The sequence below is a fragment of the Pseudomonas sp. 25 R 14 genome, from assembly GCF_900004755.1.
Classification (GTDB): Bacteria; Pseudomonadota; Gammaproteobacteria; order Pseudomonadales; family Pseudomonadaceae; genus Aquipseudomonas; species Aquipseudomonas brenneri.
Genome location: NZ_CVTS01000065.1, coordinates 76117 through 100104 on the forward strand (window position 1 = coordinate 76117; position 23988 = coordinate 100104).

A 23988-nucleotide genomic window follows, 5' to 3' on the forward strand; every position below is an offset into this window, starting at 1 on the left:
CGACGCCTACAGAGGGTGCGCTGTAGGAGCGAGCTTGCTCGCGAAAAACGTTAACGATAACGCGAAAAACCTGACACCCAGCGTCGCTCTCAGGTTTTTCGCGGGCAAGCCCGCTCCTACAGGGGGCGGGGTCAAGCCCGGCGGTATTCGTCCACAGGGGTGGTGTGCTGCTCGATGAAGTCGGCACTCAACTCGATCACCCGGCGGTATTGCAGGTCGACGGTGATCATGTGATAGCAGTTGTCCAACAGGATCTTGGTCACCGGGCCGCCGAGGTGGCGCTCCACGTAGTCGGCATTCCAGCGGCTGGTGATGTCGTCCTCGATGGAGTGCAGCACCAACGCCGGGGTCTTGATCGACGGCATGCGTTTTTTCACCACGGCGTTCATCCAGTGCAACTCGCGCACGGTGACGCCTTCCATGGTCAACAGCCCGGCCTCGCTGCTCTCGCCTTCTTTCATCTGCCGCTCGACGATGGCCCGCAGGCGTTCGTTCTTGATGCCGTAGGGCGGCTTCTCGGTAAAGCGGAACAGGCGCACGCCGAACGGGATGCGGATCAGCAACGGCGTGATGAACGCCATTTTGTTGATGCTCCAGCCGTCGTACTTGAGGGTCGTGGAGTACATCAGCAACCCGGCGATCTGGCCCGGAAATTCCGAAGCCAGGTACATCGACATCACCGCGCCCATGGACAAGCCACCGACGAACACCTGCGCATGGCGCTGCTGCACCCCGACAAAAGTCTTGCGCACGCCCTCGTACCAATCGCGCCAGCCGGTGGCCTGCAGGTCGTCGTTGCCCCCGCAGTGCCCGGCCAGGGTCGGCACGTACACCGTGCAATTGCCCGCCTTGACCAGGCCCTGGGCCACCCGACGCAACTCGGTCGGGGTGCCGGTCAGGCCGTGGATCAACAGGACCCCGACCGGACCGTTGCCGAGAACGAAGCCGGCGTTGCCTTCGCCGAGATCGATATCGGCCAGGTTCACCGCTTCATCGCTCGGGTCAGCAGTTGCTCCAGCAGCTTCAAGCCCAGGTCGATTTCCGGGTAGCTGATTTCCAGGGACGGCGCCAGGGTGATCACGTTCTTGTAGTAGCCGCCCACGTCGAGGATCAGGCCCAGTTTCTGACCGTCCACCAGCATGTCGCCTTTCATGCCTTCCTCAACCATGTAGTCCAGGGCTGCCTTGTCTGGGGTGAAACCGTCCGGCCCGCAGATTTCGCAGCGCAGGGCCAGGCCCAGGCCATCCACATCGCCGATGATCGGGAAGCGCTTTTGCAGGTCCTGCAGGCCTTCGAGAAAGTATTTGCCCTTGGCCATGACCATCGCGCCGTAGTCGACTTCGCTGGTCATCTTGAACATTTCCAGGCCCACCGCGGTGCCCAACGGGTTGGAGGCGAAGGTGGAGTGAGTGGAACCCGGCGGGAACAGTTTCGGGTTGATCAGCTCTTCCTTGGCCCAGATGCCGCCCAATGGGTTGAGGCCGTTGGTCAGGGCTTTACCGAACACGATCACGTCCGGTTGCACATCGAAGTGCTCGATCGACCACAACTTGCCGGTGCGCCAGAAGCCCATCTGGATTTCATCGACCACCATCAGGATGCCGTGCTGGTCGAGTACTTGCTTGAGTTCGCTATAGAAGTTCATCGGCGGGATCACGTAGCCGCCGGTGCCCTGGATCGGCTCGACGTAGAAGGCTGCGTATTCGCTCTGGCCGACCTTCGGGTCCCACACACCGTTGTATTCGGTCTCGAACAAGCGCGCGAATTGCTGCACGCAGTGGCTGCCGTATTCTTCCTTGGTCATGCCCTTTGGCCCACGGAAGTGGTACGGGAACGGGATGAAGTTGGCACGCTCGCCAAAGTGGCCATAGCGACGACGGTAGCGGTAGCTGGAGGTAATCGACGACGCGCCAAGGGTGCGCCCGTGGTAGCCGCCTTCAAAGGCGAACATCAGGCTCTTGCCGTTGCAGGCGTTACGCACCACTTTCAGCGAGTCCTCGATGGACTGCGAACCGCCGACGTTGAAGTGCACACGGCCATCGAGGCCGAATTTCTTCTTGGCGTCCACCGCGATCATTTCCGACAGCTCGATCTTGCCCTTGTGCAGGTACTGGCTGGCGATTTGCGGCAGGGTGTCGATCTGCTGTTTCAGCGCATTGTTCAGGCGCGGGTTGGCGTAGCCAAAGTTGACCGCCGAGTACCACATTTGCAGGTCGAGGTAGGCCTGGTCTTCGGTGTCCCAGACGTAGGAGCCTTCGCAACGGCTGAAGATGCGCGGTGGGTCGATGTAGTGGACGGTGTCGCCGTAGGAGCAGTATTTGGCTTCTTTATCCAGCAGAACCTGGTCTTCGGCGGTAGCGATGCGGATATCAGACATGATGAAAGAGTTCCTGAGTGTCAGACGTAAAGTGAGTGGCGTTGGCGGCCATGCCCTGGGGCAGTTGGGCCAGTAATGCAGGCAGTTCGGCAAAGCTGTCGAAGCGCATATGAGGGATGTCGTGGGCCTGGCAGTACTGCGCCAGGCTGCCTTTGGCGAAGACGAAGTCGGCGGTGGCCGACACACACATGTCGGACTTGCCGTCGCCGATCACCAGCACCCGCTTGTTGCGCGGGGTGGACTTGCATTTGCAGTTGCCCGAGGCCGCGCGACAGGCGTCGCTGGTGTGCGGGAAGTCGATGCGCCAGCTGTTCTGATCAACCTGGCGCAAGCGGTTGGCGATGATCGGTAGCAGGGTCACGTAGTTGCGCGAAAGGATCCGCGCGATGCCTTGTTCGATGCCGTCGCTGACCACTTCCAGGGAAGCACCGAGGCCGAGCACATGGTCGACGAAGTCCGGGAAGTCCGGGTCGATCTCGACCGTGTCGAAGTACGCCAGCAGTTCGGCCGGCGTCGCCTTGATCAGCGCCAACTGGCGGCTCAGGCATTCACGCGAACCGATATGGCCGTCCAGCCATTGCTGCTCGATGGTTTCCCATTCGGGGCCTGCGAAGCGTTGGAGAACGTTGTCGATGACATCGGTGGGTGTGATGGTCCCATCGAAGTCACACACGATATGCCAGTCATTCATCTGCGTTTACCTTGGATGCTAGCGCGCTGATGCGCCGTTGACAGGGATAGAGCAGGGACTGTGCCAAGTGGACAAAACCCAGCGGGGCTGGGGCTCGCGGGCATGTATGGGAAATAAACGCAGCACCGAAGCTACAATTTTTGTAGGTCGCTACAAACAACATGAGTGCTTGCACACGCCCCGCGCCTACGCGTTCATGCGCGTATGTTTTCGAGAGGGCAATAACATGATGTGCAGGATGAGTTCGGCGCTGTTCGCCGGTGTGCTTGGCCTCTGGGCGGGCTCGGCGCTGGCTGAAGGCATTAGCGGTGAGGTCGGCCTTGGCGCCAGCTACCAAGCCCGGGAACCCACTGGCAGCCGCTATCACACGGTACCGGTGCCCTACTTCGACCTGGACTGGGGCAATGTCAGCCTGGATACCGACGACGGTCTGACCTGGAGTGCGCTCAACCACAATGGTTTCAGCGCTGGCCCCTACCTCAACTACCTGGCGGGACGTACGGCCAATGGTCCGCTACGGGGCTTGCGGGACGTGTCGGACATGGCCGAGATCGGCGGGTTTATCCAGTACGCACCGGCCGACTTCTGGCGGGTCTATGCGCAACTGGGGCGCAGTGTTGGCGGCGCTCACGAACAGAGCGGCGTACTCGGCAAGCTCGGCGGCGAACTGGGTTATCCGCTGGGCGGCGGGGTCATTGGCAGCACGGGGCTGGTGGCGCACTTTGCCGACGAGAGCCAGACCCAGACGTTTTTCGGGGTCGATGAGCATGAGGCGCAGGCCTCGGGGATTCGTCCGTACAACGCCAGCGGCGGGTTCCAGAACCTGACATTGACCCAGAGCCTGCAGATCCCGCTGGCGCCCAAGTGGTCGCTGCTGGCCAGTGCCAGTTGGGTACACCTGACAGGCTCGGCGGCCGATAGCAGCATCGTGCGCCAGACCGGCGAGGTGAACCAGGGACAGGTGCAGACGGCGATCAGCTATACCTTCGATTGATTGTCCAAAGCCCAATACCCATCAAAATGTGCAAGCTGGCTTGTGTGGGAGCTGGCTTGCCTGCGATGCAGGCGCCTCGGTGCATCAGTTAAACCGCGGTGATGCTATCGCAGGCAAGCCAGCTCCCACACAAGCCAGCTCCCACATTTGTCCAGCATTCCAGTCTGCGCTCAGTTTTCTTCGCCCTCTGCCAGCAGCGCGATCCCGCCAATGATCACCACCACGCCCACCCAGTGCAGAAAGCTGATGTGCTCGCCCAGGCCCAGCCATGAGCCGAGCAGCACCACCACAAACACCAGCGAACTCAGGGGGAAGGCCAGGGACAGGCTGCTGCGCCGCAGGATCAGCATCCACACAAAAAACGCGCCGATATAACAGGCGATGGCCGCGAGGATCCCCGGGTTGACCGCCACCGCCGCCAGCCATTGCCAGTTGAAATCCATCTGCCCCAACTGATCGCCGGCCACCTTGGTAAACAACTGGCCGCCGCTTTCGGTCAAGATCAACAACGCCCACAACACCAGCGTCCCCAGGCGACCATGCAGCCAGCCCACCGGACGGATAGCGATATTTTCCGAGTTCATGCTTGAGTCCCCGCAACAGCGACCAGCATCACGCCGGCCGTAATCACCAGGGTGCCCAGCCAGCGACGGCGGCTGACGGTTTCCCCCAGTACGACTTTGCCCACCAGTACCACCAGGCAATACGCCAGCGCCGCCAGCGGAAACAACAGGCTCAGCGGCGCACGGGACAAGGCCTCCAGCCACACGAAAAATTCAATCACATAGGCGCCGATGCCCGCCCAGAGCAACGGCGCATTGAGCACCTGGCCCCAAAATGCACTCAGGCGAAAACCACCATTGATCTCGGGCAAGCGGTCCACGCCCAGCTTGAAACACAACTGGCCAATTACATCGAGCACGATGGAAAAGACCAATAACACCACTACGGTCAGGGTCACGGATACAGCTCCTCGAACAGGTTGATCAACGCCTCATTGGTCGCCGCGTTGCGCAGCAAATCGTCCGCGCTCCAGCGCTCGGCCGGCGGTTGGTCGGACTTGGCTTCCCAGCGTTTGAACGCGTTGCTGAACGCAGGCTGGGCAAACTCGCCACACACATCGATACCGATGATCCGCTTGCTCGCCGCCAACGCACGCAGGGCTTGCAACAGATGCGTCAGGCGCATGCCGCCCTGGTCCCAGTTGGTGGCGGCGTCTTCGCTGGCCAGCACGTCCTTGTCAATGGTGATCCACACCGCCTCGGTGGGCAGGCTGGCAATCATTTGCTCAAGGAATGCAGCCCAGTCGAGCTCAGCCAGGTTGCGCCAGTGCAGGTGGTTTTCCTGTTGCGCATGGCCGGCACCATCCCCTACCCGACCCCAGACTTTCGACGGTGGGTGCTGCCAGGGAAACAACTGCAAATGCCCGCGCTTGAGGGCGCCCAGGTTGCCACCGCGCAGTTGCGGGTTGTGCAGGTCGTCACTGCACGGGCCGAGGGTGACGATACGTTTGATCGCCGGCATCTTCAGCGCCTGGTTGACCCACGAGCCGCAATGCCGGCGCGGTGCCAGGCGCACCCAGTCGGGGTGGTTGTCGAAGTGGATCAGGCTGATCGGTTCCTGCACTTCGGCGAGAAAAGCCGGGGTCAGGTGGTGATAGTCGCCGGAGCCGACGAAGAAGATTTCCGGGCGCAGCGTACTTGGCCGGGGCCGCTGGGCCAGGCGCTGGGCGAAGTGTTTCCAGGTTTTTTCGGTGGACCACAGGCGCAGTTTCGGGCCCAGGTCGAGCAGGTCCAGACGCGTGGCCTGACCGTTGGCCAGGCGCAGGGCAATCGGCGCCTGGGCTGTGAGGCTGTGGTCGAGATCGAGGATATTCAAGGTAATGTTTAACCCCTTGGCAGCGCCCAACCGCACGCCGGCCGGGCTTTAAGGGGGTAATGCAAGGGATGGGCCAGGGGGGGGGGCAACAATGATCCAATGTGGGAGCGGGCTTGTGTGGGAGCGGGCTTGCTCGCGAAGGCGGTGGGTCAGTTAAAAAATACTTAGCTGATATACCGCCTTCGCGAGCAAGCCCGCTCCCACATTTGGTCGGTGGTGTTTGTTAGCTTTTGGCTTCGTTGATGATCTGGCGGATTGCGCCGACGAACGCTTCAGCCGGCTGGCCGCCGCTGACTGCGTACTGGTCGTTGAACACAATGGTCGGCACCGAGGTCACGCCACGGGAGACCCACAGTTGTTCCTGCTCGCGGACTTCGGCGGTGTACTCGTCCGAAGCCAAGATCTCGGCTGCACGCTTGAGATCCAGCCCGACGCTTTCGGCAATGATCGCCAAAGTGGGGTGATCGGAAGGGTCCTGGCCATCGCTGAAGTAAGCCTTGAACAACGCTTCCTTGAGGTTGTACTGCAAGCCCTCAAGCCCGGCCCAATGCAGCAGGCGATGGGCGTCGAAGGTGTTGTAGATGCGGCTCTGGCCATCGGTACGAAAGGCAAAGCCCAGCGCGGCGCCCATGTCGCGGATGCGGGCGCGGTTGGCCTGGGATTCTTCGGCAGTGGAGCCGTATTTCTCGGTGATGTGCTCAACGATGTTCTGCCCTTCGGCGGGCATGTTCGGGTTCAGTTCGAAGGGCTGGAAGTGGATCTCGGCCTGCACTTCGGTGCCCAACTGGTCCAGGGCTTCGGTCAGGCCGCGCAGGCCGATGATGCACCAGGGGCAGGACACGTCGCTGACGAAATCGATTTTCAGGGAAGTACTCATTTACGCAACCTCGCAGGCATTACACGCCACAAAGTTCGCACCATACACCCCTAGGCCGCTCTCATAAAACCTTGGAAGGTAGCCTGGGCTCAACCTGCGCCCAATGCGTCGCATCCTCGCGGTGGGCTTGCAGGTACGGCAACACCGCCGCCAGCAAGGGTGCCTTGAACGCCTCCTGGAAACGATGGGCCAGGCCCGGAATCAAGCGCAACTGGCTGCCCTGGATATGCGCCGCCAGATGCACGCCGTGCATCACCGGCAGCAGCGGGTCGGCCGTGCCGTGGACCACCAGGGTCGGCACCCGCAACTGGTTGAGCAAGGGTACCCGGCTCGGCTCGGCAAGAATCGCCATGATCTGACGTTTCACACCCTCTGGGTTGAACGCCCGGTCGTAGGACTGCGCCGCCTGATGCAGTAGTGCCTGGCGATCATCCTTGACCTCGGGGCTGCCCAGGGCCGCCAGCAAGTCGGCCTGTTGCTCCAGGGCCACTTCGCGGTTGGGCGCGCTGCGCCGTGACAGCAATTGCACCAGTGCAGCATTGGGTGCCGGCAGGCCTTCGGCGCCGGAACTGGTCATGATCAGGGTCAGGCTTTCCACGCGCTGCGGCGCCATGGCCGCCAGGTGCTGGGCGATCATCCCGCCCATGCTGGCCCCCAGCACATGGAACTGGCGGACCTGCAACGCATCCATCAACCCCAGGGCGTCGTCGGCCATGTCGGTCAAGGTGTAGGGCGCGGCCACCGGCAGGCCCAGTTTGTAGCGCAGCACTTCAAAGGTCAGGTTGGCGCTGGCAGGCGCCTGGCGCCAGGTGGACAGGCCGACGTCACGGTTGTCATAGCGGATCACCCGAAAACCTTGCTGACACAGGGCGACCACCACCTCGTCGGGCCAGTGGATCAACTGCCCGCCCAGGCCCATCACCAGCAACAAGGCCGGATCGGAAGCACGACCAATGCTCTGGTACGCCAGGCTCACCTGGTCCAGGTCGACCCGTTCAGTCGGGACATTGACATCACATCGAGAAGCCGCAAACGACGGCAGGCCGAACAATAAGGCGGCCAGTAAAAGCAACACGCGCATGAAAAACACCGAAACGCAGAACCCCAGTAGAGCGCGAGTCTGATGAAGTTTGTTCAAGCGCGCTGCCACAGTTACGTGACAGTTTGATGAAGAGCGCCCAGCGGTCATGGTCGACAGCGTTGGCAACATGAGACAAACTCACGCTATCCGAACTTGTCACAAATTGTCTTCATGGAGAGCCCGTGCTCGAAATCCGTCATCTCAAGACCCTGCACGCCTTGCGCGAAGCCGACAGCCTGGTGGAAGCCGCCGAGCGACTGCACCTGACCCAGTCGGCACTTTCGCACCAGTTCAAAGAGCTGGAAGAGCGCATGGGCATGCCGCTGTTTGTGCGCAAGACCAAGCCCGTGCGCTTCACCAGCGCCGGCTTGCGCCTGCTGCAACTGGCGGATGCCACGCTACCGCTGCTGCGCGGTGCCGAACGGGATATCGCCCGCCTGGCCGGAGGCACTGCCGGACGCCTGCACATGGCGATTGAATGCCACAGCTGCTTCCAGTGGCTGATGCCGACCATCGATCAGTTCCGCGATGCCTGGCCGGAAGTAGAACTGGACCTGGCCTCCGGTTTTGCCTTCGCCCCGCTGCCGGCCCTGGCCCGTGGTGACCTGGACCTGGTGGTGACCTCCGACCCACTGGAACTGGCGGGCATCACCTATGTGCCGCTGTTCACCTACGAAGCGATGCTCGCCGTGGCCAACCAGCACGCGCTGGCGAACAAGCCGTATATCGTGCCCGAGGATCTGCTCAGCGAAACCTTGATCACCTACCCCGTGGAGCGCGACCGCCTGGATATCTTCACCCGTTTCCTGGAACCGGCCGATGTCGAGCCGGCCCAGGTCCGCACTTCAGAGCTGACGGTGATGATGATGCAGTTGGTGGCCAGCGGCCGCGGCGTATGTGGCATGCCCCACTGGGCGCTGCATGAGTACAGCTCGCGAGGCTATGTGAAGGCCAAGCGGCTGGGGGAGAAAGGGCTGTTCGCCACGCTGTACGCCGGGATCCGTGCCGATATGCTGGATGCGCCGTACATGCGCGACTTTTTGCTGACCGCCAAGGACACCTCGTTTTCGACCCTGGATGGGGTCAGCGCGGTGCGTTGATTGTTTATGCGCTGCGCCGTTGCTCCAGCATCAGGCGCACCGCCAGGGCCGCCAGCACAAACCCCATGAAGTAGCGTTGCACCGCCAGCCACGTGGGGTTGTGGATAAACCAGGCGGCGATGCTGGCGGCGCACAGAGAGATCAGCAGGTTGACCACAAAGCTGACGCTGATCTGGGTAAAGCCCAGCATCAGGCTTTGGGTAAAGACCGAACCGTGCTCCGGGGTGATGAACTGCGGGAATACCGACAGATAGAACACCGCGATTTTCGGGTTCAACGCACTGGTCAAAAAGCCCATGGTCACCAACTTGCGTGGCGAGTCAGCAGGCAGTTGCTGGGCTTCGAATGGCGAGCGGGCGCCCGGCTTCACGGCTTGCCAGGCCAGCCACAACAGGTACAGCGCACCGGCCCATTTCAGGACTTCATAGGCCATTGGCACCGTGAGAAAGACGGCGGTCAAACCTGCGGCCGCGGCGAACAAATGCACAAAGAACCCTGCGACCACCCCCAGCAACGACGTCACCCCGGCCTTGCGGCCCTGGCAGATCGAACGGGAAATCAGGTAGATCATGTTCGGCCCCGGCGTCAGGACCAACAGCAGCGAGGCGGCGGCAAAAATCAGCAAGTCATTGAGAGGGATCACGGGTCAGTCCTTTGCGCCCGACAGCTCAGGCAGTGGTGGTCAGCGATGCACGATAGAACGGCAGGATCAGGTCACGTGTCAAGGGTGCCAACTGCAGGCCGCCGTCGCCCGCCGGGTCGATCCAGCGCACTTCCTCGATCTCGGCAGCGGGGGTTACCGGTACGTCGATACGCACCTCAAACAGCTCGGCCTCCACGGTAAACCCCGGCTCATTGGCCGCCGGAGCCGAGAAGTGGCCAAGGTAGTGCGCTTGTGCCGGATCGATACGCAGCCCCAGTTCTTCGTGCAGCTCACGCGCCAGGGCCTGCGCCGGTTGCTCGCCCGCATCGATCTTGCCGCCCGGCTGCATAAAGGCCTGGGTGCCGCGCTTGCGCACCAGCAGGGTCTGGCCGTTGCTGCCGATCAACAGGGCGGCGGCGATGCGGATGGTCTTGGACATGAAATAAACGCCTTGGAGTAGAGGCCGCAAAGGATCACATGACTCCCCTGCTCCTCGCAATCGATGTAGGAGCGAGCTTGTCTCCGGGCGGCGTTCCGACGAAAAACTTACAGGCGCCGCATTCGTTCAGTAAGCACGCGTTATCGTTGACGTTTTTCGCGAGCAAGCTCGCTCCTACAAGGTCTGTGGCTCCTCGGGTTCCTTGATGAATACGCTGTATTTGGCGCCTTCCATGGCTTCGAAAGCGATCAACTTGTCCACCAGCGGCAGGTTCAAGACCTTGCCCGCGTTGAGCAACAACATGCCGTTGTCGGCATTGAGGTTGCGCGCCAGGACCATGCCCTCGGTCAACTCACGAGTGCCCAGCACTTTGACCGTCGGGTCCCCCAGGGTCACGTCACTGAGAAACGCCGCACAGGCCTGGACGAAGTCTTCCACCATGTCCGGGTCATACAGGCGGCCTGCGTATTTGCGGATATACAGCAGCGCCTCGTCGCTGTTCATCTGCCGTTCAAGAATCAAGCCGCGTTGCAACTCGATAAAGTCCACTGCCAGCTTCAACAGACGCGAACCAACAGGGATCGCCTCGCCCTTGAGGTGATCGGGGAAGCCGCTGCCATCCCAGCGTTCCTGGTGATGGCGGATGATGCGCGCTGCATCCTTCATCGGTTCCAGGGTCATCAGCAGCGATTCGCTCTGGGTCGGGTAAGACCGATAAAGCTCGCGGTCGGTGCTGTGCAGCAGGTCAGCGGGGGCGATCATCATTCTGTCGGTCCAGCTCAACTTACCGACGTTGTAGAGCGCCGCAGCCATGGTCAGGTCGCGCACACTGGACTCATCCATCGCCTGGGATCTGCAGTAGACCCGGATCAATTCGATCAACGGGCGGTTGGTCTGCTTTTCCTTGGGCAGCCGCAGGTTGGCCAGCAGGGAAAACACTTCGGTGCCGGTCACGTAGCTGCGCTTGAGTTCATCGTAGGCCAGGTCAAGCATGTCGGCGGTCTGCTGCAGCTCGCTGGTGCGCGCGAGCACGCGTTTTTCCAGGGTGGCGTTGAGGGCCTTGAGCTGATCATTCTGTTGCCGGGTCAGTTGCTCCAGGCGCAGCCGCTCGCGGTCGGAATGCTGGTGCTCCAGGGACTGGCGCAACACCAGGAGCATCTCCTCATCGTTCCAGGGCTTGCTGATGTAGCGGTGGATCTGTCCTTCGTTGATGGCCTTGATGATCATCGTCAGGTCAGCGTAGCCCGTCAGCAGGATGCGCGACGTCGCCGGATACAGACGGTGGGTCTCGGCCAGCAACGTCGCCCCATCCATGACTGGCATCCGCGCGTCGCTCATGATCAGGTCCACGGGCTGGGTGGCCATGATCTCCAGGGCCTGGGCAGCACTTGCAGCCAGCAATACTTCATAAGGCTGGCCACGCAGTAGGCGGCGCAGGCTGTTGAGGATCGATTCTTCATCATCGACCAGTAGAACAGTGGGCTTGTAGGGGGAAACTGTAGCGAGCTGCTCATCCATGGCGACACCTGCTAACACTTGAACTAAATTGAACCCTGACACCCGCAGTCGACTGTACGCAGTGCTGGCCCAGGCAGACAGCGCACGCTATCAAAGGGTGAACTGCCGCTGATTTGACGCCAACTGGCCGACGAATTCAAGGGAGCCAACTACGCTTGAAGGTGAGGTCCGTGATTGACTCACCCAACCCAGCCATTGAGGAAAGGAAGCCTTATGCGCCCATCCACTTTGTTGCGTGCCAATGGGTACACGTCATGACGCTTCGGCCCGAAGGGACGAACCGACGCATTCTGATCGTCGACGACACGGCGTCGATCCATCAGGATTTTCGCAAGATCCTCTGTGCCGAGGCCATTGCCGACCAGACGCTGGAGAGCATAGAGCAAAGCCTGTTCGGCACTGCGCCAACCACCCGCCAGCGTTATACCCTGGACTCTGCGTACCAGGGCCAGGAAGCCCTCGATTTGGTCACTCGGGCACTGGCTGACGACGCACCGTATGCCCTGGCATTTATCGACATGCGCATGCCGCCGGGATGGGATGGCCTGGAAACCATCGAACAGCTATGGAACATCGACCCCAACCTGCAAATCGCCCTGTGTACGGCCTATTCCGACTACTCCTTCGAAGCGATTGAAGCCCGCTTGAAGTTCAATGATCAGTTGCTGATCCTGAAAAAGCCGTTCGATCACATGGAGATCCGCCAGATGGCCAGTGCCCTGACCTGGAAATGGCAGTTGGCACAGGACGCGTTACTCAAAGTGTTGGGCCTTGAGCGCATGATCGAAGAGCGGGTCCAGGAGTTACTCAAGGTTTCGCACTTGTTGCACTACGATGCTCTCACAGGCCTGCCCAACAGCACGCTGCTCGGCGACCGGCTGACCCAGGCCATTGCCCTGGGCCGGCGCCACGATACGCAACTGGCGGTGATGTTTATTGGCCTGGACCGTTTCAAGCGCGTCAACAATGCACTGGGCTACCCGGTGGGTGACCAGGTGTTGCAACAGATCAGCGAGGATCTGCTGGCAACGGTGCGTGAATCCGACTCGGTGTTCCGCTATGGCTCCGATGAATTCGTGATGATCCTCAACGACATTCATCACCCTCAACAAACCATGAGCATTGCCGAGAAGATCCTCAAGGCCCTCGGGCGTACCCGCCATGTCGCAGGCCATGACCTGCGCGTCACCGCCAGCCTTGGCATCAGTATTTACCCCAATGACAGTTTCAACGCCGTTGAGTTGATAAAGAACGCGGAAACCGCCATGCATAACGTCAAGGAGCACGGGCCTGGCAACTTCAGCTTCTTTATCGAAGACATGAACCTGATAGCGCGCCGGCAACAAACCCTGGAGACCGCGATTCGATGGGCCCTGGAGCACGACGAGTTTGTCTTGCACTACCAACCGAAACTGGACTTGAAAAGCGGGCGAGTGGTCGGCGCTGAAGCGTTGATTCGCTGGTATCGTCCCGAGCATGGCTGGGTTTACCCGTCCGCCTTCATCCCGGTGGCCGAAGACAGTGGCCTGATCGTGCCCTTGAGCCAATGGGTATTACACCAGGCCTGCACACAGGCACAGCGTTGGCAGGCGCAGGGGTTGGCGCCCATTTGCGTCTCGGTGAACATCTCGGCCATCGACTTCCGTCAGCGCGACTTTGTCCCCAACCTTGCCGCCACACTTGAGCAAACGGGCCTGGCGCCCGCACTGCTGGAGTTGGAGATTACCGAAAGCGTGCTGATGCAAAACGTCGAGGACACCGTTGCCACCCTGCGCGAAATCAAGAAGATGGGGGTAAGGCTGGCCATCGATGACTTCGGCACCGGTTACTCCAGCCTCAGTTACCTGCGGCGCTTTCCCGTGGATGTGCTAAAAATCGACCAGTCGTTTATTCGCGGCATGGGCGAAAGCACCCAGGACATGCAACTGATCAGTGCCATTATCAGCCTGGGCAAAAGCCTGGACCTCAATATCATTGCCGAGGGCGTGGAGACAGTCGAACAACTGGAGTTCCTCAAGGCCCGCAACTGTGAGGAAGGCCAGGGTTATCTGTTCAGCAAAGCCGTGGCGGCCGAGGATTTTGCCCTGCTACTGGAAACAGGCCCACATCATCTGATGCCCGGTCAATGATCCTCAGCTCACAAGGAATTGAAGTTGAGCAATACACCACTGCGTTACCCGTCGGCACCGGTCATAAGCCTTGTATCCGGTGTATGGCTGGGCAGTTGCGCGGTATTCGCCGCGCCGCTCGATGAGCCACTCAAACCCCTGCCTGCAACACCGGTGCTGGATGCATCCCGCGTTGAACTGGGGCGTCGGCTGTTCAATGAAACACGCCTGTCGATCAATAACACCCTGTCTTGCGCCAGTTGCCATCACCTGGACAAAGGCGGCGCCGATGACAAACCCTTCTCCCTTGGCTTCGACGGCAAGCCAGTGGCGCTCAACACCCCCACCGTGTTCAACGCCAGCCTGAACTTCAAACAGTTCTGGAACGCCCGGGTGGACACTCTGGAGGCACAGATCCAACAAGTGGTGACCAGCCCTGCAGAAATGGGCAACGACTGGAAAACCGTAGTCGCTACGCTAGCCGCAGCACCTGAATATCAACGCGCATTCAGCCTGGCCTACCCCGACGGCGTCACTGCCGCCAACGTGCAGAATGCCCTGGCCACTTACGAGCGCACCCTGATCACGCCCAATTCACGTTTCGATCAGTACCTGCTGGGCAACACCGATGTCCTCAGCTACGACGAAAAACAGGGTTACCTGCGATTCAAGGAGTACGGTTGTATTGCCTGTCATCAAGGGGTCAATATCGGGGGCAACATGTACCAGAAGTTCGGTGTGATAAAGGACTACTTCGAAGCCCGAGGCAATCCGATTGAAGCCGACCTGGGGCGCTACCTGGTGACCCTGGATGAGGACGATCGCCATGTGTTCAAAGTGCCGAGCCTGCGTAACGTCGCCGTCACCGCCCCCTACTTTCACGACAGCTCGGCCAAGACCCTGGAAGAAGCGGTCGACGTGATGTTCGAGTACCAGTTGGGGCGTACACCTTCGGCAGACGACAAGACTCGGATTACCCTGTTCCTCAAGACACTGACGGGTGAATGGGAAGGCAAACCGCTATGAAGCTCAGTCGCCGCTCCAGCCTGTCCCTGCTCGGCGCCATCACCCTGGTGCTGGCCTCGATACTGGTATTTTTATACGTCAAATCCTCGTCTGAGCAGAGCACCACCTACACACAGTCCCGCGACTTGATCCGCCATATCAAACAATTGAACGCACAATGGGACAGCGAGGTACTCAAGGCCCGGATAGCCCTGACCCACAATTACGACCCCCTGGTCGCGCCGCTCAACGAGATGAACAGCCTTTGGGCCGAGCTGGAAGCGCGCGAGTCCTTGCACCAACATACCGATCCAGGCAACTGGCAAGCTGTGCAAAACAACTATCGGGAGGCGGTCCAGGAAAAAGCGCGACTGGTAGACCAGTTCAAATCCCATAACGCGTTGTTGCGCAACTCCCTGGCTTTCCTGCCGACCGCCGAGGACGATATCCAGGCGCAATTCGGCCTGCTGGACGCCAACAAACGACTGCAATTGCAAAACATTGCCACCGACACCTATGACTTATTGCTCAGCAGTCTTGAGTTCGCTCTGGTCACCAGTGACGACAAGGCCGCCGAGATACTCGTCGGGCTGAACAAACTGACGATCAACAAGGAACTTCTGCCCGAGGACTTCCAGGCTCCGGTGGAGATCCTCAGCAAGCACATCGCCCTGATCCTGCGTGAGCAACCCTTGGTCAACGGCGTGCTGGAGCGCATCGCGGCGATACCGCTGCCCGAGCAGTTGGATGATCTGACCAACCAACTCAATCAGGATCAACGGGTCGCCGACCTGAGCGATCAGAAATACCACCGCTACCTGCTGGTGTTTTCGACGTTACTGATGCTGGTGCTGGTGTACCTGGCCATTCGCCTGTTGCGCAGCTTTGCCGAGATCAACCGGGTCAACCGGGCCTTGCAGACTGCCAACGAAGGCCTCGAACAACGGGTCGAGGAACGCACCCGGGAACTCAGGGACGCTCAAAGCGAGTTACTCGACAGCGCCCGCCAGGCCGGCATGGCAGAAATTGCCACCAATGTGTTGCACAACGTCGGGAACGTGCTCAACAGCGTGAATGTGTCTGCCGACCTGGTGACCCGTAAACTACGGGCCAGCAAGGCCCTTGGGTTGGGCAAGGCCATGCAGATGATCAACGAACACCCCCATGACCTGGGCGCCTTCCTCATGGAGGACGAAAAGGGCAAATTGCTGCCGGGGTATTTGAACCAATTGGTGGACGCCATCGCTGTCGAGCAGCAGGGCATGGCTGAAGAATTGGCGCAATTGACCAAGAGTGTCGACCACATCAAGGATATCGTCTCCACCCAACAGTCCTATGCTGGCGCCTCCAAACTGCTGGAGCCCGTGCATATCAGCGCCATGGTCGAAGACGCGCTGCGCATGAATTCCGGCGCCTTGAGTCGCCACCATGTCACGGTGGTCAAGGACTATCACCCGGTGCCCGAGGTCATGGCCGACAAACATCGGTTGCTGTTGATTCTGGTGAACCTGATCAGCAACGCCAAGTACGCCATGTCCAACCTCAGCGACCGGCCACGCCAGATAACCCTCACGGTCCGCGCCCGGGATGACGACACGTTGCAGATCAGCGTCAAGGACGAAGGTGAAGGCATCCCCGCAGAAAACATGACGCGGATCTTTACCCACGGTTTCACCACCCGCAAGGAAGGTCACGGTTTTGGTCTGCACAGCTGCGCCCTGGCCGCCATCGAAATGAATGGCCGCCTGACCGCACACAGCGACGGCCCCGGCCAGGGCGCCCTGTTTACCTTATATATTCCTCTTGAACGTGCCGAGAACTGACCATGCCCTCTCTCCACAACCGGCGCATTCTGCTGATTGATGACACGCCGTCGATCCACGAAGATTTTCGCAAGATCCTCATGCCGCCCGTCAAACAGAACCCAGCGCTGGACGAACTGGAAAGCACGCTGTTCGGCGCAACCGCCGCCCCCCTCGCCCAACCCTTTGAACTCGACTCGGCCTATGGCGGCCAGGAAGGCCTGCAACAGCTGTGTAGCGCTATGCAACACGACCGTCCCTACGCCCTGGCGTTTGTCGACATGCGCATGCCCCAAGGTTGGGATGGCGCCCAGACCATCGAGGAACTTTGGAAAGTCGACCCGGACCTGCAGGTGGTGGTGTGCACGGCTTACTCGGATTATTCCTGGGAGGAGTTGCTGTCACGCCTCAAGGCCCACGACCGGCTACTGATCCTGAAAAAACCCTTCGACAACATCGAAGTCCAACAGATGGCCAATACCCTGGCTACCAAATGGGATATGGCCCGCCGCGCCAACCTGAAAACCATTCATCTGGAGCAGTTGGTGGAACAGCGCAACCAGGCATTGCAGCTGGAAATCGATGAGCGCAAGCAACTGCAAAGCCAGTTGATCCAGTCGGAGAAACTGGCCTCCCTGGGGCAGATGGCTGCCGGGGTAGCCCACGAAATCAATAACCCCGTGGGTTTTGTCAGCTCCAACCTCGGCACACTGGACGGTTACTTCAAGCAGTTGCAACGGATGCTTGATGCCTATCAACAGGCCCAAGAAGCATTACCGCCTGGAGCATGTATTGAGCAATTGAACGCCCTGCGCAAAGATCTGGACTTGGACTTTCTCAAGGAAGACATTCCGATCCTGATCCGGGAGTCCAAGGACGGGATCGCTCGTGTGACGCAGATCGTCAAGGACCTGAAGAACTTCTCCCGGGTCGATAATGACGAGAATTGGCAATGGGCGAACCTGCAGCACGGGATCGACTCGACCCTGAATATCGTGGCCAGTGAACTCAAACACAAGGCGGATGTGATCAAACACTATCAGCCACTGCCTGACATCGAATGCCTGGCTTCACAAATCAACCAGGTGGTGATGAACCTGGTGATCAACGCAGCCCAGGCCATGGGGTCGGAGCGCGGCACAATCACCCTCAGCAATGGCGTGGAGGGCGATCAGGTCTGGCTGGAAGTGGCAGATAACGGCTGCGGGATTGCCCCTCACAGCCTGCAGAAAATCTTCGACCCGTTTTTCACCACCAAGCCGGTGGGTGAAGGGACGGGCCTGGGGCTTTCTCTGTCCTACGGCATCGTCAAAAAACACCATGGGGAGATTTCAGTGAGAAGTGAAGTCGGCACGGGCACCACATTCCGGGTGGTGCTGCCGATCCGGCAGACTGCGGCGTGACACCCGCCGCGCCTGCCATCGGTCAGGCCTGGGCTTTCTTCGGACTCGAACCAAACGAAGCAAATCGCTTGTTGAACCCGGCAATCCGCCCTTCAACCTGGGTCTTGCGCTGCTGGCCGGTGTAGATCGGGTGGGAAGCGCTGGACACGTCGAGGGCCATGTAGGGGTAAGTGTTGCCGTCGGTGTGTTGGTGGGTACGGTCCGTGTCGACCGTGGAGCCGATCAGGAAGAACACATCGGCGGCAGTATCGTGGAACAGCACTTTGCGGTAGTCAGGATGGATACCAGCTTTCATGGGGCCTCCGAGGGCGTCTGGGTAGATTTAATACGTTATACAGTAACGCAATAGTGCATCCAAACGAGAACGGATTGCAATACCGAAATAGACAGCGGTTCTCTGCGGTTGCCCCGGCAAGGAACTCCCCCGTAAGCTGGGACTCCGTGAGAGAGCACAGGCATCCATAGCCTGGAGATCCTTGTAGGAGCTGGCTTGCCAGCGATAGCGCCACCAAAAACGCCATCGCCAGCAAGCCGGCCTCTACAGGTCATAAAGAGTCCGAACCCAAGGAAACCGTATGAGCCTGTCCTTGCTTAGCCGTTATGCATTTTTTGCCGTGTGTGTCATTTTCACCCTCGCCAGCCTCCCTTTTATCCAACACGAATGGCTCTGGCCGATTACCCTGGTGACCGGCGTGCTCAGCCTGATCGGCGTGTTCGACCTGCTGCAAAGCCCCCACGCGGTGCGCCGCAATTACCCGATCCTGGGCAATATCCGTTACCTGGTAGAGGGCATCCGTCCGGAAATCCGCCAATACCTGCTGGAATCCGACAGTGACGCCCTGCCCTTCTCCCGGGCCCAGCGCTCGCTGGTGTACTCACGGGCCAAGAACGAAAGCGCCGACAAACCCTTCGGCACCCTGATCGACGTGTACCAGTCGGGCTTCGAGTTCATCGGCCACTCCATGCGCCCGGCCCCATTGAGCGACCCCAGCGCGTTCCGCGTGATGGTCGGCGGCCCGCAGTGCACGCAGCCGTACTCGGCGTCGGTGTTCAATATCTCGGCGATGAGTTTCGGCTCGCTGAGCGCCAACGCCATCCGCGCGCTCAACCAGGGCGCCAAACTCGGCAACTTCGCCCACGACACCGGCGAAGGCAGCATCAGCGCCTATCACCGCGAAAACGGCGGCGACCTGACCTGGGAACTGGGCAGCGGCTACTTCGGCTGCCGCACCAGCGACGGCCGCTTTGACCCGGAACGTTTTGCCGTGCAGGCGCAAAACCCGCAAGTGCGGATGATCGAAATCAAGATGAGCCAGGGCGCCAAGCCCGGCCATGGCGGGATCCTGCCCAAGCACAAGGTGACCAAGGAAATCGCCGAGACCCGCGGCATCCTGATGGGCGAGGACTGCATCTCGCCGTCACGCCACAGTGCCTTCTCCACGCCAATCGAGCTGATGCAGTTCATCGCCCAGTTGCGTGAACTGTCCGGCGGCAAGCCGGTGGGCTTCAAGTTCTGCCTGGGCCACCCGTGGGAGTTCATGGGGATTGCCAAGGCCATGCTGGAAACCGGGATTCTGCCGGACTTTATCGTGGTCGACGGCAAGGAAGGCGGCACCGGTGCCGCGCCCGTGGAGTTCACCGACCATATCGGCGTGCCCCTGCGCGAAGGCCTGCTGTTCGTACACAACACCCTGGTGGGCCTGAACTTGCGCGACAAGATCAAGCTCGGCGCCAGCGGCAAGATCGTCAGTGCCTTCGATATCGCCAGTGTCCTGGCCATCGGAGCCGACTGGGCCAACTCGGCCCGGGGCTTTATGTTCGCCATCGGCTGTATCCAGTCACAAAGCTGTCACACCAACAAATGCCCGACCGGCGTGGCCACCCAGGACCCCTTGCGCCAACGCGCACTGGTGGTGCCGGACAAGGCCCAGCGCGTGTTCAACTTCCACCGCAACACCCTCAAGGCCCTGGCGGAAATGCTTGCGGCGGCGGGCCTGGATCATCCATCGCAATTGTCGGCCAAGCATTTGGTGCGCCGCATGTCTGCCACCGAGATCAAGCTGTTCTCACAGTTGCATGTGTTCCTCAAGCCAGGGGAGCTGTTGACCGGCGAGGTGAACGGCGAGTTCTATTCGCGCATGTGGCAAATGGCACGGGCCGACAGTTTCGAGCCCCATGAAGAAATAGCTGCTTGAAGGACCGATCAGATGTTGAAAGTAATCGCTGAAGACTTTATCAAACCCGAACACCTGGACACGGTGCGGCCCTGGTATGCCGAACTGGTGGAAAAAACCCGCCAGGAACCGCTGTGCATCGCCTACGATCTGTTTGTCGACCAGAAAGACCCGGGGCACTTTATCTTTGTCGAGCAATGGCCCGACCAGGCCGCACTGGATGCTCACTGCCAGAGCGAGCACTTCACCCGGTTGGTGCCACAGATCAACGCGTACCAGGCCAAGCCGTGCCGGGTGTTGTTGATGGATGCGTTCTGACTATCGCCCTGTGCTGAACCGGACCACCGACGGCATCGTTGAACCCAGGAGATTCACCATGCCGTTTCTGGACTTTGCCGCACTTGCCGGGCAACTGCCCACCCCTTGGAAATCATCACCGGTCGGCCACGTCGGCCCTGCGCAGCTCAAGGTCCTGCGCATGGACGAGCAGGCCTACGCAGAAGAAACCCACGACTACAACGAAGGGTTGCTGGTCATCAGCGGCTGCCTGCGCTTGTCCATCGGCAAACAGACTGTCGAGGTGAGCGCCGGGCAGATGTATCTGGTCGAAGCCGGCATTGCCCATGGGGTACTGGCCGGCAGCCATGGCACGCTGCTGATCATCGATGTCTAGCGGACAGGCATGAGACATTCAGTAATACCCAACCTTTGCAATTGCTTACAAATACCGCCAACCTGCGCCCGCCCGACGCACGGCAGGACCCTGCGCGTCGCTATTTAAACCATTGTTCAAGAGCCCGCAGCCATGCTTAACGGACGCGACCCGCGCATCGATTTCTTTCGGGGCCTGGCGTTGATCTTCATTTTCTGGGATCACGTGCCCCACAACCCTCTCGGCCAGATCACTCTGCGCAACTTCGGTTTCAGCGATGCCGCCGAGGTCTTCGTATTTCTCGCCGGTTACGCGTCCGTGCTGGCCTACAGCAAGGTGTTGCAACGCGAAGGCTACTGGATGGCCTGCCTGAAAATCATGCGCCGCGCTTGGGTGTTGTATGTGGTGCATATCTTCTTGCTGGCGATGCTGATGGGCATCGTGTTCTTCGCCAACAGCAAGGTGGAAACCCGCGATCTGGTCCAGGAAATGGGCCTGACCCACTTCATTACCAACCCACAACAAGCCTTGACCGACGAGCTGCTGCTGCGCTTCAAGCCCAACCTGATGGACCCGCTGCCGTTGTACATTGTGTTGCTGCTGGGCTTGCCCCTGGCCCTGCCGGTGCTGGTGCGCAAGCCCCTGGCAGTGGTCGCGGTGTCGTTGACTGTGTATCTACTGGCCCCCAGGCTGGGCTGGAACCTGGCGGCGATTGCCGACGGTGTGTGGTACTTCAACCCGGTGACCTGGCAATTGCTGTTCATACTCGGTGGTGCCGCCGCCATTCACGCCAGCCAGCCACGGGCGCCTGAAACCCGGCCCTTGCACCAGCAGCCATTGTTTCTTGCGGCAGCGGCGTATGTGCTGCTGGCCGGTATCATCACCCTCTCCTGGCGCTGGCCTGAAATCCACGATGCTGTGATGCCAGCAGCCCTGAGCAATCTGTTGTACCCCATCAGCAAGACAGACCTGTCGCCCGTGCGCCTGCTGCACTTCCTCGCCCTGGCCTACGTCACCGCTAAACTGTTGCCCGGTCGCGGCTGGACCCAGAACTGGCTGGCCCGACAAAGCTGTCGTATGGGCCGTTACTCCCTGGAGGTGTTCTGCCTGGGGGTATTGCTGGCGCCGCTGGCAGACATGCTCAACGCCCAGGTCGATGATGCCTGGCCGATGCAGATATTCAGCGCCCTGCTGGGGCTGGTATTGATGGCCGGGCTAGCGGTGTGGCTGGAGTTCAACAAGCACTTGAACCTGTCGGCCGCACAGCGATCCATCGCGATTAAATAGTTAGCCCCCGGGCCTGCATGCGCGATGCGTCCATCTACCCTCCACTTATCGTGAAAGGTAGAGCGCATGCCACTCAACAATGACTCGGCGGCCTGTCCGGCAATCTGCAATCGAGTCCCTCCAGGCCCTGGATGGCCTGGACGCCGAAACACGACCAGCCTGCCGCAAGGGGCAGGCCGTGTGTCAAATCATGCCGAATGCGGCGAACCCTGGCTGGCCTGGGTCGGCTGCAGCTTGAACACGTAGAACAGCACCGTCAGGAACAGCAGGAACACCGGGCCGACATACAGCGCGATGCGAGTGTCCGGGAAGTACGCCATCAGGCCCACCACCAATACCAGGAAGGCCAGGGCCAGGTAGGAACTGACCGGGTATAGCCACATACGGTACTTCAGGGCTTTCTGCTCGGCCGGGCTCAGGCTTTTGCGGAACTTGAGCTGGGCCAGCAGGATCATCACCCAGGTCCAGATCGCACCGAAGGTAGCGATGGACGTGACCCAGACAAACACCTTGTCCGGCACCAGATAGTTGAGCAATACGCCCAACAGCAAGGCGAAGATCGACAGCAGCAGCGCCTTGCGCGGCACGCCGTTGCTGGAGGTGGTGCCGAAGGTTGCCGGGGCCTGGCCGTTCTGCGCCAGGCTGTAGAGCATGCGCCCGGTGCTGAAGATCCCGCCGTTGCACGATGACAGCGCGGCGGTGATCACCACGAAGTTGATGATGCCAGCCGCGGTCTTGATGCCGAGGCGCTCGAAGGTCATCACGAAGGGGCTGCCCTGGGTACCGATTTCATTCCACGGGTAGATCGACAGAATCACGAACAACGCACCGACATAGAACAGCAGAATCCGCCAGAACACCGAGCCGATCGCGTTGGGAATGGTCTTCTGTGGGTTCTTCGCCTCACCGGCGGTCAGGCCGATCATTTCCACGCCCAGGTAGGCAAACATCACCATTTGCAGGGACATCAACACACCCTGCACACCGTTGGGCAGGAAGCCGCCATGGGCCCACAGGTTGGAAATCCCCAGCGCTACACCGTCATTGCCAAAGCCGAAGGCAATGATGCCGACGCCGCCGATGACCATCGCAATGATGGTGACGATCTTGATCAGGGCAAACCAGAACTCGAACTCACCGAACGCCTTGACCGCGATCAGGTTGATGGTGCCCATGCTGACCAGCGCCGCCAGGGCCCAGATCCAGCGTGGCGTATCGGGAAACCAGACGCCCATGTACACCGCCACGGCGGTGATTTCCGCGACGCAGGTCACCAGCCACAGGAACCAGTAGTTCCAGCCGGTGAGAAAGCCCGCCAACGGGCCGAGGTAATCCTGGGCGTAACGGCTGAACGAGCCGGCGACGGGGTTATGCACCGCCATTTCACCGAGGGCACGCATGATCACCAGGATCGCCAGGCCGCCAATGATGTAGGAAAGCATGATTGCCGGGCCGGCCATTTCAATGGCCTTGGCCGAGCCGAGGAACAGACCGACACCGATGCAGGCGCCGAGCGCCATCAAGCGAATATGCCGTTCACCCAGTTCACGTTTGAGCGGGCCGCCGGAAGCGGTCTCGCCATGGGGCAGGTGGTTGCCAGCTGGCATAGGGATACAACCTCATTTTGTTATTGGATTGAACCACCGAGCGTTCAGTGGCACGGCCGGTCGCCATGACACCGTCCTGCCGGGCTCACCTTGTGGGTAAACCCGTCTGGCCGCGCAAATCGGCCAGCTCAGGGGGCATGCAGTATAAAAAGCCAGAAGCAGGGCTTTTCACTCTATAAACAACAATATTCAGCGAGTTTTCTCGGCAAGTGCCGCTTCTGCGGAGGGGCATCACCTGAACGATGTAGGCATCGTCTTACGTAAACGGCGGCGAGTATTGCACAGCATTGGTGCATCGTCATGCCCCTACCCTGGTCGTATTTACCCAGCCGAAGCGCTCTAGTCCGTGGGT

General features: G+C 60.3%; 23 protein-coding genes. 10 read left to right on the forward strand and 13 right to left on the reverse strand.

Annotation, left to right across the window (positions count from 1 at the left end; genetic code table 11):
* Window positions 1-131 precede the first annotated feature (131 nt).
* Genes BFQ03_RS23650 through BFQ03_RS23660 form a run of 3 tightly spaced genes read right to left on the reverse strand, consistent with a single transcriptional unit; the run spans window position 132 to window position 3068 of the window.
* A complete protein-coding gene (locus tag BFQ03_RS23650; RefSeq protein ID WP_032859917.1) occupies window positions 132-986 on the reverse strand; it encodes an alpha/beta hydrolase in 855 nt (284 codons plus the stop codon).
* Window positions 983-2377 carry an aspartate aminotransferase family protein gene (locus tag BFQ03_RS23655; protein ID WP_032859918.1) on the reverse strand — a complete coding sequence of 465 codons (1395 nt, stop codon included), beginning with the start codon at window positions 2375-2377 and terminating at the stop codon, window positions 983-985. The genes BFQ03_RS23650 and BFQ03_RS23655 overlap by 4 nt, the downstream gene beginning before the upstream one ends.
* Window positions 2370-3068, reverse strand: coding sequence for an MtnX-like HAD-IB family phosphatase (locus BFQ03_RS23660; protein ID WP_032859919.1), 699 nt, complete (start codon window positions 3066-3068; stop codon window positions 2370-2372). Before BFQ03_RS23660 ends, BFQ03_RS23655 begins: the two co-directional genes overlap by 8 nt.
* 229 nt (window positions 3069-3297) lie before the next feature.
* On the opposite strand from BFQ03_RS23660, the gene BFQ03_RS23665 reads away from it, so the two are divergent.
* Window positions 3298-4062 carry a MipA/OmpV family protein gene (locus tag BFQ03_RS23665; protein WP_065944251.1) on the forward strand — a complete coding sequence of 255 codons (765 nt, stop codon included), beginning with the start codon at window positions 3298-3300 and terminating at the stop codon, window positions 4060-4062.
* A gap of 170 nt (window positions 4063-4232) precedes the next feature.
* On the opposite strand, the gene BFQ03_RS23670 is transcribed toward BFQ03_RS23665, so the two are convergent.
* From BFQ03_RS23670 to BFQ03_RS23690, 5 genes are all read right to left on the reverse strand, one after another.
* A complete protein-coding gene (locus BFQ03_RS23670; protein WP_029297410.1) occupies window positions 4233-4646 on the reverse strand; it encodes an EamA family transporter in 414 nt (137 codons plus the stop codon).
* Window positions 4643-5023: a DMT family transporter gene (locus BFQ03_RS23675; protein WP_065944150.1), complete on the reverse strand. Its 381-nt coding sequence runs from the start codon at window positions 5021-5023 to the stop codon at window positions 4643-4645. Before BFQ03_RS23675 ends, BFQ03_RS23670 begins: the two co-directional genes overlap by 4 nt.
* Window positions 5020-5940 (reverse strand): arginase family protein, encoded by a 921-nt coding sequence (locus BFQ03_RS23680; protein ID WP_032859921.1) that lies wholly within the window; start codon window positions 5938-5940, stop codon window positions 5020-5022. The genes BFQ03_RS23675 and BFQ03_RS23680 overlap by 4 nt, the downstream gene beginning before the upstream one ends.
* A 223-nt stretch (window positions 5941-6163) precedes the next feature.
* On the reverse strand, window positions 6164-6817 hold the full coding sequence (locus BFQ03_RS23685) for a DsbA family oxidoreductase (RefSeq protein WP_065944151.1): 654 nt from the start codon (window positions 6815-6817) through the stop codon (window positions 6164-6166).
* A 61-nt stretch (window positions 6818-6878) separates the two neighbouring features.
* Entirely contained in the window at window positions 6879-7898 is a 1020-nt protein-coding gene (locus tag BFQ03_RS23690; RefSeq protein WP_032859923.1) for an alpha/beta fold hydrolase, read from the reverse strand.
* A 182-nt stretch (window positions 7899-8080) separates the two neighbouring features.
* Between BFQ03_RS23690 and metR the strand changes: the two genes are divergently transcribed.
* Window positions 8081-8998 carry a transcriptional regulator MetR gene (gene metR, locus BFQ03_RS23695; protein ID WP_032859924.1) on the forward strand — a complete coding sequence of 306 codons (918 nt, stop codon included), beginning with the start codon at window positions 8081-8083 and terminating at the stop codon, window positions 8996-8998.
* Window positions 8999-9002: 4 nt separating this feature from the next.
* On the opposite strand, the gene BFQ03_RS23700 is transcribed toward metR, so the two are convergent.
* The 3 genes from BFQ03_RS23700 to BFQ03_RS23710 form a co-directional block, all read right to left on the reverse strand.
* On the reverse strand, window positions 9003-9641 hold the full coding sequence (locus BFQ03_RS23700) for a LysE family translocator (RefSeq protein WP_032859925.1): 639 nt from the start codon (window positions 9639-9641) through the stop codon (window positions 9003-9005).
* Between the two features lie 25 nt (window positions 9642-9666).
* The gene (locus BFQ03_RS23705; RefSeq protein WP_032859926.1) at window positions 9667-10080 is read right to left on the reverse strand and encodes an NUDIX hydrolase; all 414 of its coding nucleotides are present in this window, start codon (window positions 10078-10080) and stop codon (window positions 9667-9669) included.
* Between the two features lie 174 nt (window positions 10081-10254).
* Window positions 10255-11598 carry a response regulator c-di-GMP phosphodiesterase, NosR family gene (locus BFQ03_RS23710; protein ID WP_032859927.1) on the reverse strand — a complete coding sequence of 448 codons (1344 nt, stop codon included), beginning with the start codon at window positions 11596-11598 and terminating at the stop codon, window positions 10255-10257.
* Window positions 11599-11852: 254 nt separating this feature from the next.
* Here BFQ03_RS23710 and BFQ03_RS23715 point away from each other — a divergent pair, with 254 nt between their 5' ends.
* From BFQ03_RS23715 to BFQ03_RS23730, 4 genes are all read left to right on the forward strand, one after another.
* A complete protein-coding gene (locus tag BFQ03_RS23715; protein ID WP_032859928.1) occupies window positions 11853-13727 on the forward strand; it encodes a putative bifunctional diguanylate cyclase/phosphodiesterase in 1875 nt (624 codons plus the stop codon).
* A gap of 63 nt (window positions 13728-13790) precedes the next feature.
* A complete protein-coding gene (locus BFQ03_RS23720) occupies window positions 13791-14732 on the forward strand; it encodes a cytochrome-c peroxidase (protein ID WP_239695283.1) in 942 nt (313 codons plus the stop codon).
* Window positions 14729-16534: a DAHL domain-containing protein gene (locus BFQ03_RS23725; protein ID WP_065944152.1), complete on the forward strand. Its 1806-nt coding sequence runs from the start codon at window positions 14729-14731 to the stop codon at window positions 16532-16534. The genes BFQ03_RS23720 and BFQ03_RS23725 overlap by 4 nt, the downstream gene beginning before the upstream one ends.
* Before the next feature lie 2 nt (window positions 16535-16536).
* Window positions 16537-17916, forward strand: a complete 1380-nt coding sequence (locus BFQ03_RS23730) for an ATP-binding protein (protein WP_065944153.1) — start codon at window positions 16537-16539, stop codon at window positions 17914-17916.
* Window positions 17917-17938: 22 nt separating this feature from the next.
* On the opposite strand, the gene BFQ03_RS23735 is transcribed toward BFQ03_RS23730, so the two are convergent.
* Window positions 17939-18211 (reverse strand): type B 50S ribosomal protein L31, encoded by a 273-nt coding sequence (locus tag BFQ03_RS23735; RefSeq protein ID WP_032859931.1) that lies wholly within the window; start codon window positions 18209-18211, stop codon window positions 17939-17941.
* A gap of 280 nt (window positions 18212-18491) precedes the next feature.
* Here BFQ03_RS23735 and BFQ03_RS23740 point away from each other — a divergent pair, with 280 nt between their 5' ends.
* From BFQ03_RS23740 to BFQ03_RS23755, 4 genes are all read left to right on the forward strand, one after another.
* A complete protein-coding gene (locus BFQ03_RS23740; protein ID WP_065944154.1) occupies window positions 18492-20111 on the forward strand; it encodes an FMN-binding glutamate synthase family protein in 1620 nt (539 codons plus the stop codon).
* Window positions 20112-20123: 12 nt separating this feature from the next.
* A complete protein-coding gene (locus BFQ03_RS23745) occupies window positions 20124-20408 on the forward strand; it encodes a putative quinol monooxygenase (RefSeq protein WP_032859933.1) in 285 nt (94 codons plus the stop codon).
* A gap of 58 nt (window positions 20409-20466) precedes the next feature.
* Entirely contained in the window at window positions 20467-20763 is a 297-nt protein-coding gene (locus tag BFQ03_RS23750) for a cupin domain-containing protein (protein WP_065944155.1), read from the forward strand.
* A gap of 132 nt (window positions 20764-20895) precedes the next feature.
* Window positions 20896-22029: an OpgC family protein gene (locus BFQ03_RS23755; RefSeq protein ID WP_065944156.1), complete on the forward strand. Its 1134-nt coding sequence runs from the start codon at window positions 20896-20898 to the stop codon at window positions 22027-22029.
* Between the two features lie 188 nt (window positions 22030-22217).
* Here the strand turns inward: BFQ03_RS23755 and BFQ03_RS23760 are convergent, their stop codons facing one another.
* Window positions 22218-23636 carry an amino acid permease gene (locus BFQ03_RS23760; protein WP_032859936.1) on the reverse strand — a complete coding sequence of 473 codons (1419 nt, stop codon included), beginning with the start codon at window positions 23634-23636 and terminating at the stop codon, window positions 22218-22220.
* Between the last annotated feature and the right edge of the window lie 352 nt (window positions 23637-23988).

What these genes read in the sequence shown, in the direction of transcription:
- BFQ03_RS23750 (WP_065944155.1), top strand. Translation starts at nt 20,467, where the DNA reads ATGCCGTTTCTGGACTTTGCCGCACTTGCCGGGCAACTGCCCACCCCT.
- BFQ03_RS23745 (WP_032859933.1), top strand. Translation starts at nt 20,124, where the DNA reads ATGTTGAAAGTAATCGCTGAAGACTTTATCAAACCCGAACACCTGGAC.
- BFQ03_RS23715 (WP_032859928.1), top strand. Translation starts at nt 11,853, where the DNA reads ATGACGCTTCGGCCCGAAGGGACGAACCGACGCATTCTGATCGTCGAC.
- BFQ03_RS23690 (WP_032859923.1), bottom strand. Translation starts at nt 7,898, where the DNA reads ATGCGCGTGTTGCTTTTACTGGCCGCCTTATTGTTCGGCCTGCCGTCG.
- BFQ03_RS23655 (WP_032859918.1), bottom strand. Translation starts at nt 2,377, where the DNA reads ATGTCTGATATCCGCATCGCTACCGCCGAAGACCAGGTTCTGCTGGAT.
- BFQ03_RS23710 (WP_032859927.1), bottom strand. Translation starts at nt 11,598, where the DNA reads ATGGATGAGCAGCTCGCTACAGTTTCCCCCTACAAGCCCACTGTTCTA.
- BFQ03_RS23735 (WP_032859931.1), bottom strand. Translation starts at nt 18,211, where the DNA reads ATGAAAGCTGGTATCCATCCTGACTACCGCAAAGTGCTGTTCCACGAT.
- BFQ03_RS23725 (WP_065944152.1), top strand. Translation starts at nt 14,729, where the DNA reads ATGAAGCTCAGTCGCCGCTCCAGCCTGTCCCTGCTCGGCGCCATCACC.
- BFQ03_RS23660 (WP_032859919.1), bottom strand. Translation starts at nt 3,068, where the DNA reads ATGAATGACTGGCATATCGTGTGTGACTTCGATGGGACCATCACACCC.
- BFQ03_RS23665 (WP_065944251.1), top strand. Translation starts at nt 3,298, where the DNA reads ATGTGCAGGATGAGTTCGGCGCTGTTCGCCGGTGTGCTTGGCCTCTGG.
- BFQ03_RS23755 (WP_065944156.1), top strand. Translation starts at nt 20,896, where the DNA reads ATGCTTAACGGACGCGACCCGCGCATCGATTTCTTTCGGGGCCTGGCG.
- BFQ03_RS23685 (WP_065944151.1), bottom strand. Translation starts at nt 6,817, where the DNA reads ATGAGTACTTCCCTGAAAATCGATTTCGTCAGCGACGTGTCCTGCCCC.
- BFQ03_RS23730 (WP_065944153.1), top strand. Translation starts at nt 16,537, where the DNA reads ATGCCCTCTCTCCACAACCGGCGCATTCTGCTGATTGATGACACGCCG.
- BFQ03_RS23760 (WP_032859936.1), bottom strand. Translation starts at nt 23,636, where the DNA reads ATGCCAGCTGGCAACCACCTGCCCCATGGCGAGACCGCTTCCGGCGGC.
- BFQ03_RS23740 (WP_065944154.1), top strand. Translation starts at nt 18,492, where the DNA reads ATGAGCCTGTCCTTGCTTAGCCGTTATGCATTTTTTGCCGTGTGTGTC.
- BFQ03_RS23670 (WP_029297410.1), bottom strand. Translation starts at nt 4,646, where the DNA reads ATGAACTCGGAAAATATCGCTATCCGTCCGGTGGGCTGGCTGCATGGT.
- BFQ03_RS23705 (WP_032859926.1), bottom strand. Translation starts at nt 10,080, where the DNA reads ATGTCCAAGACCATCCGCATCGCCGCCGCCCTGTTGATCGGCAGCAAC.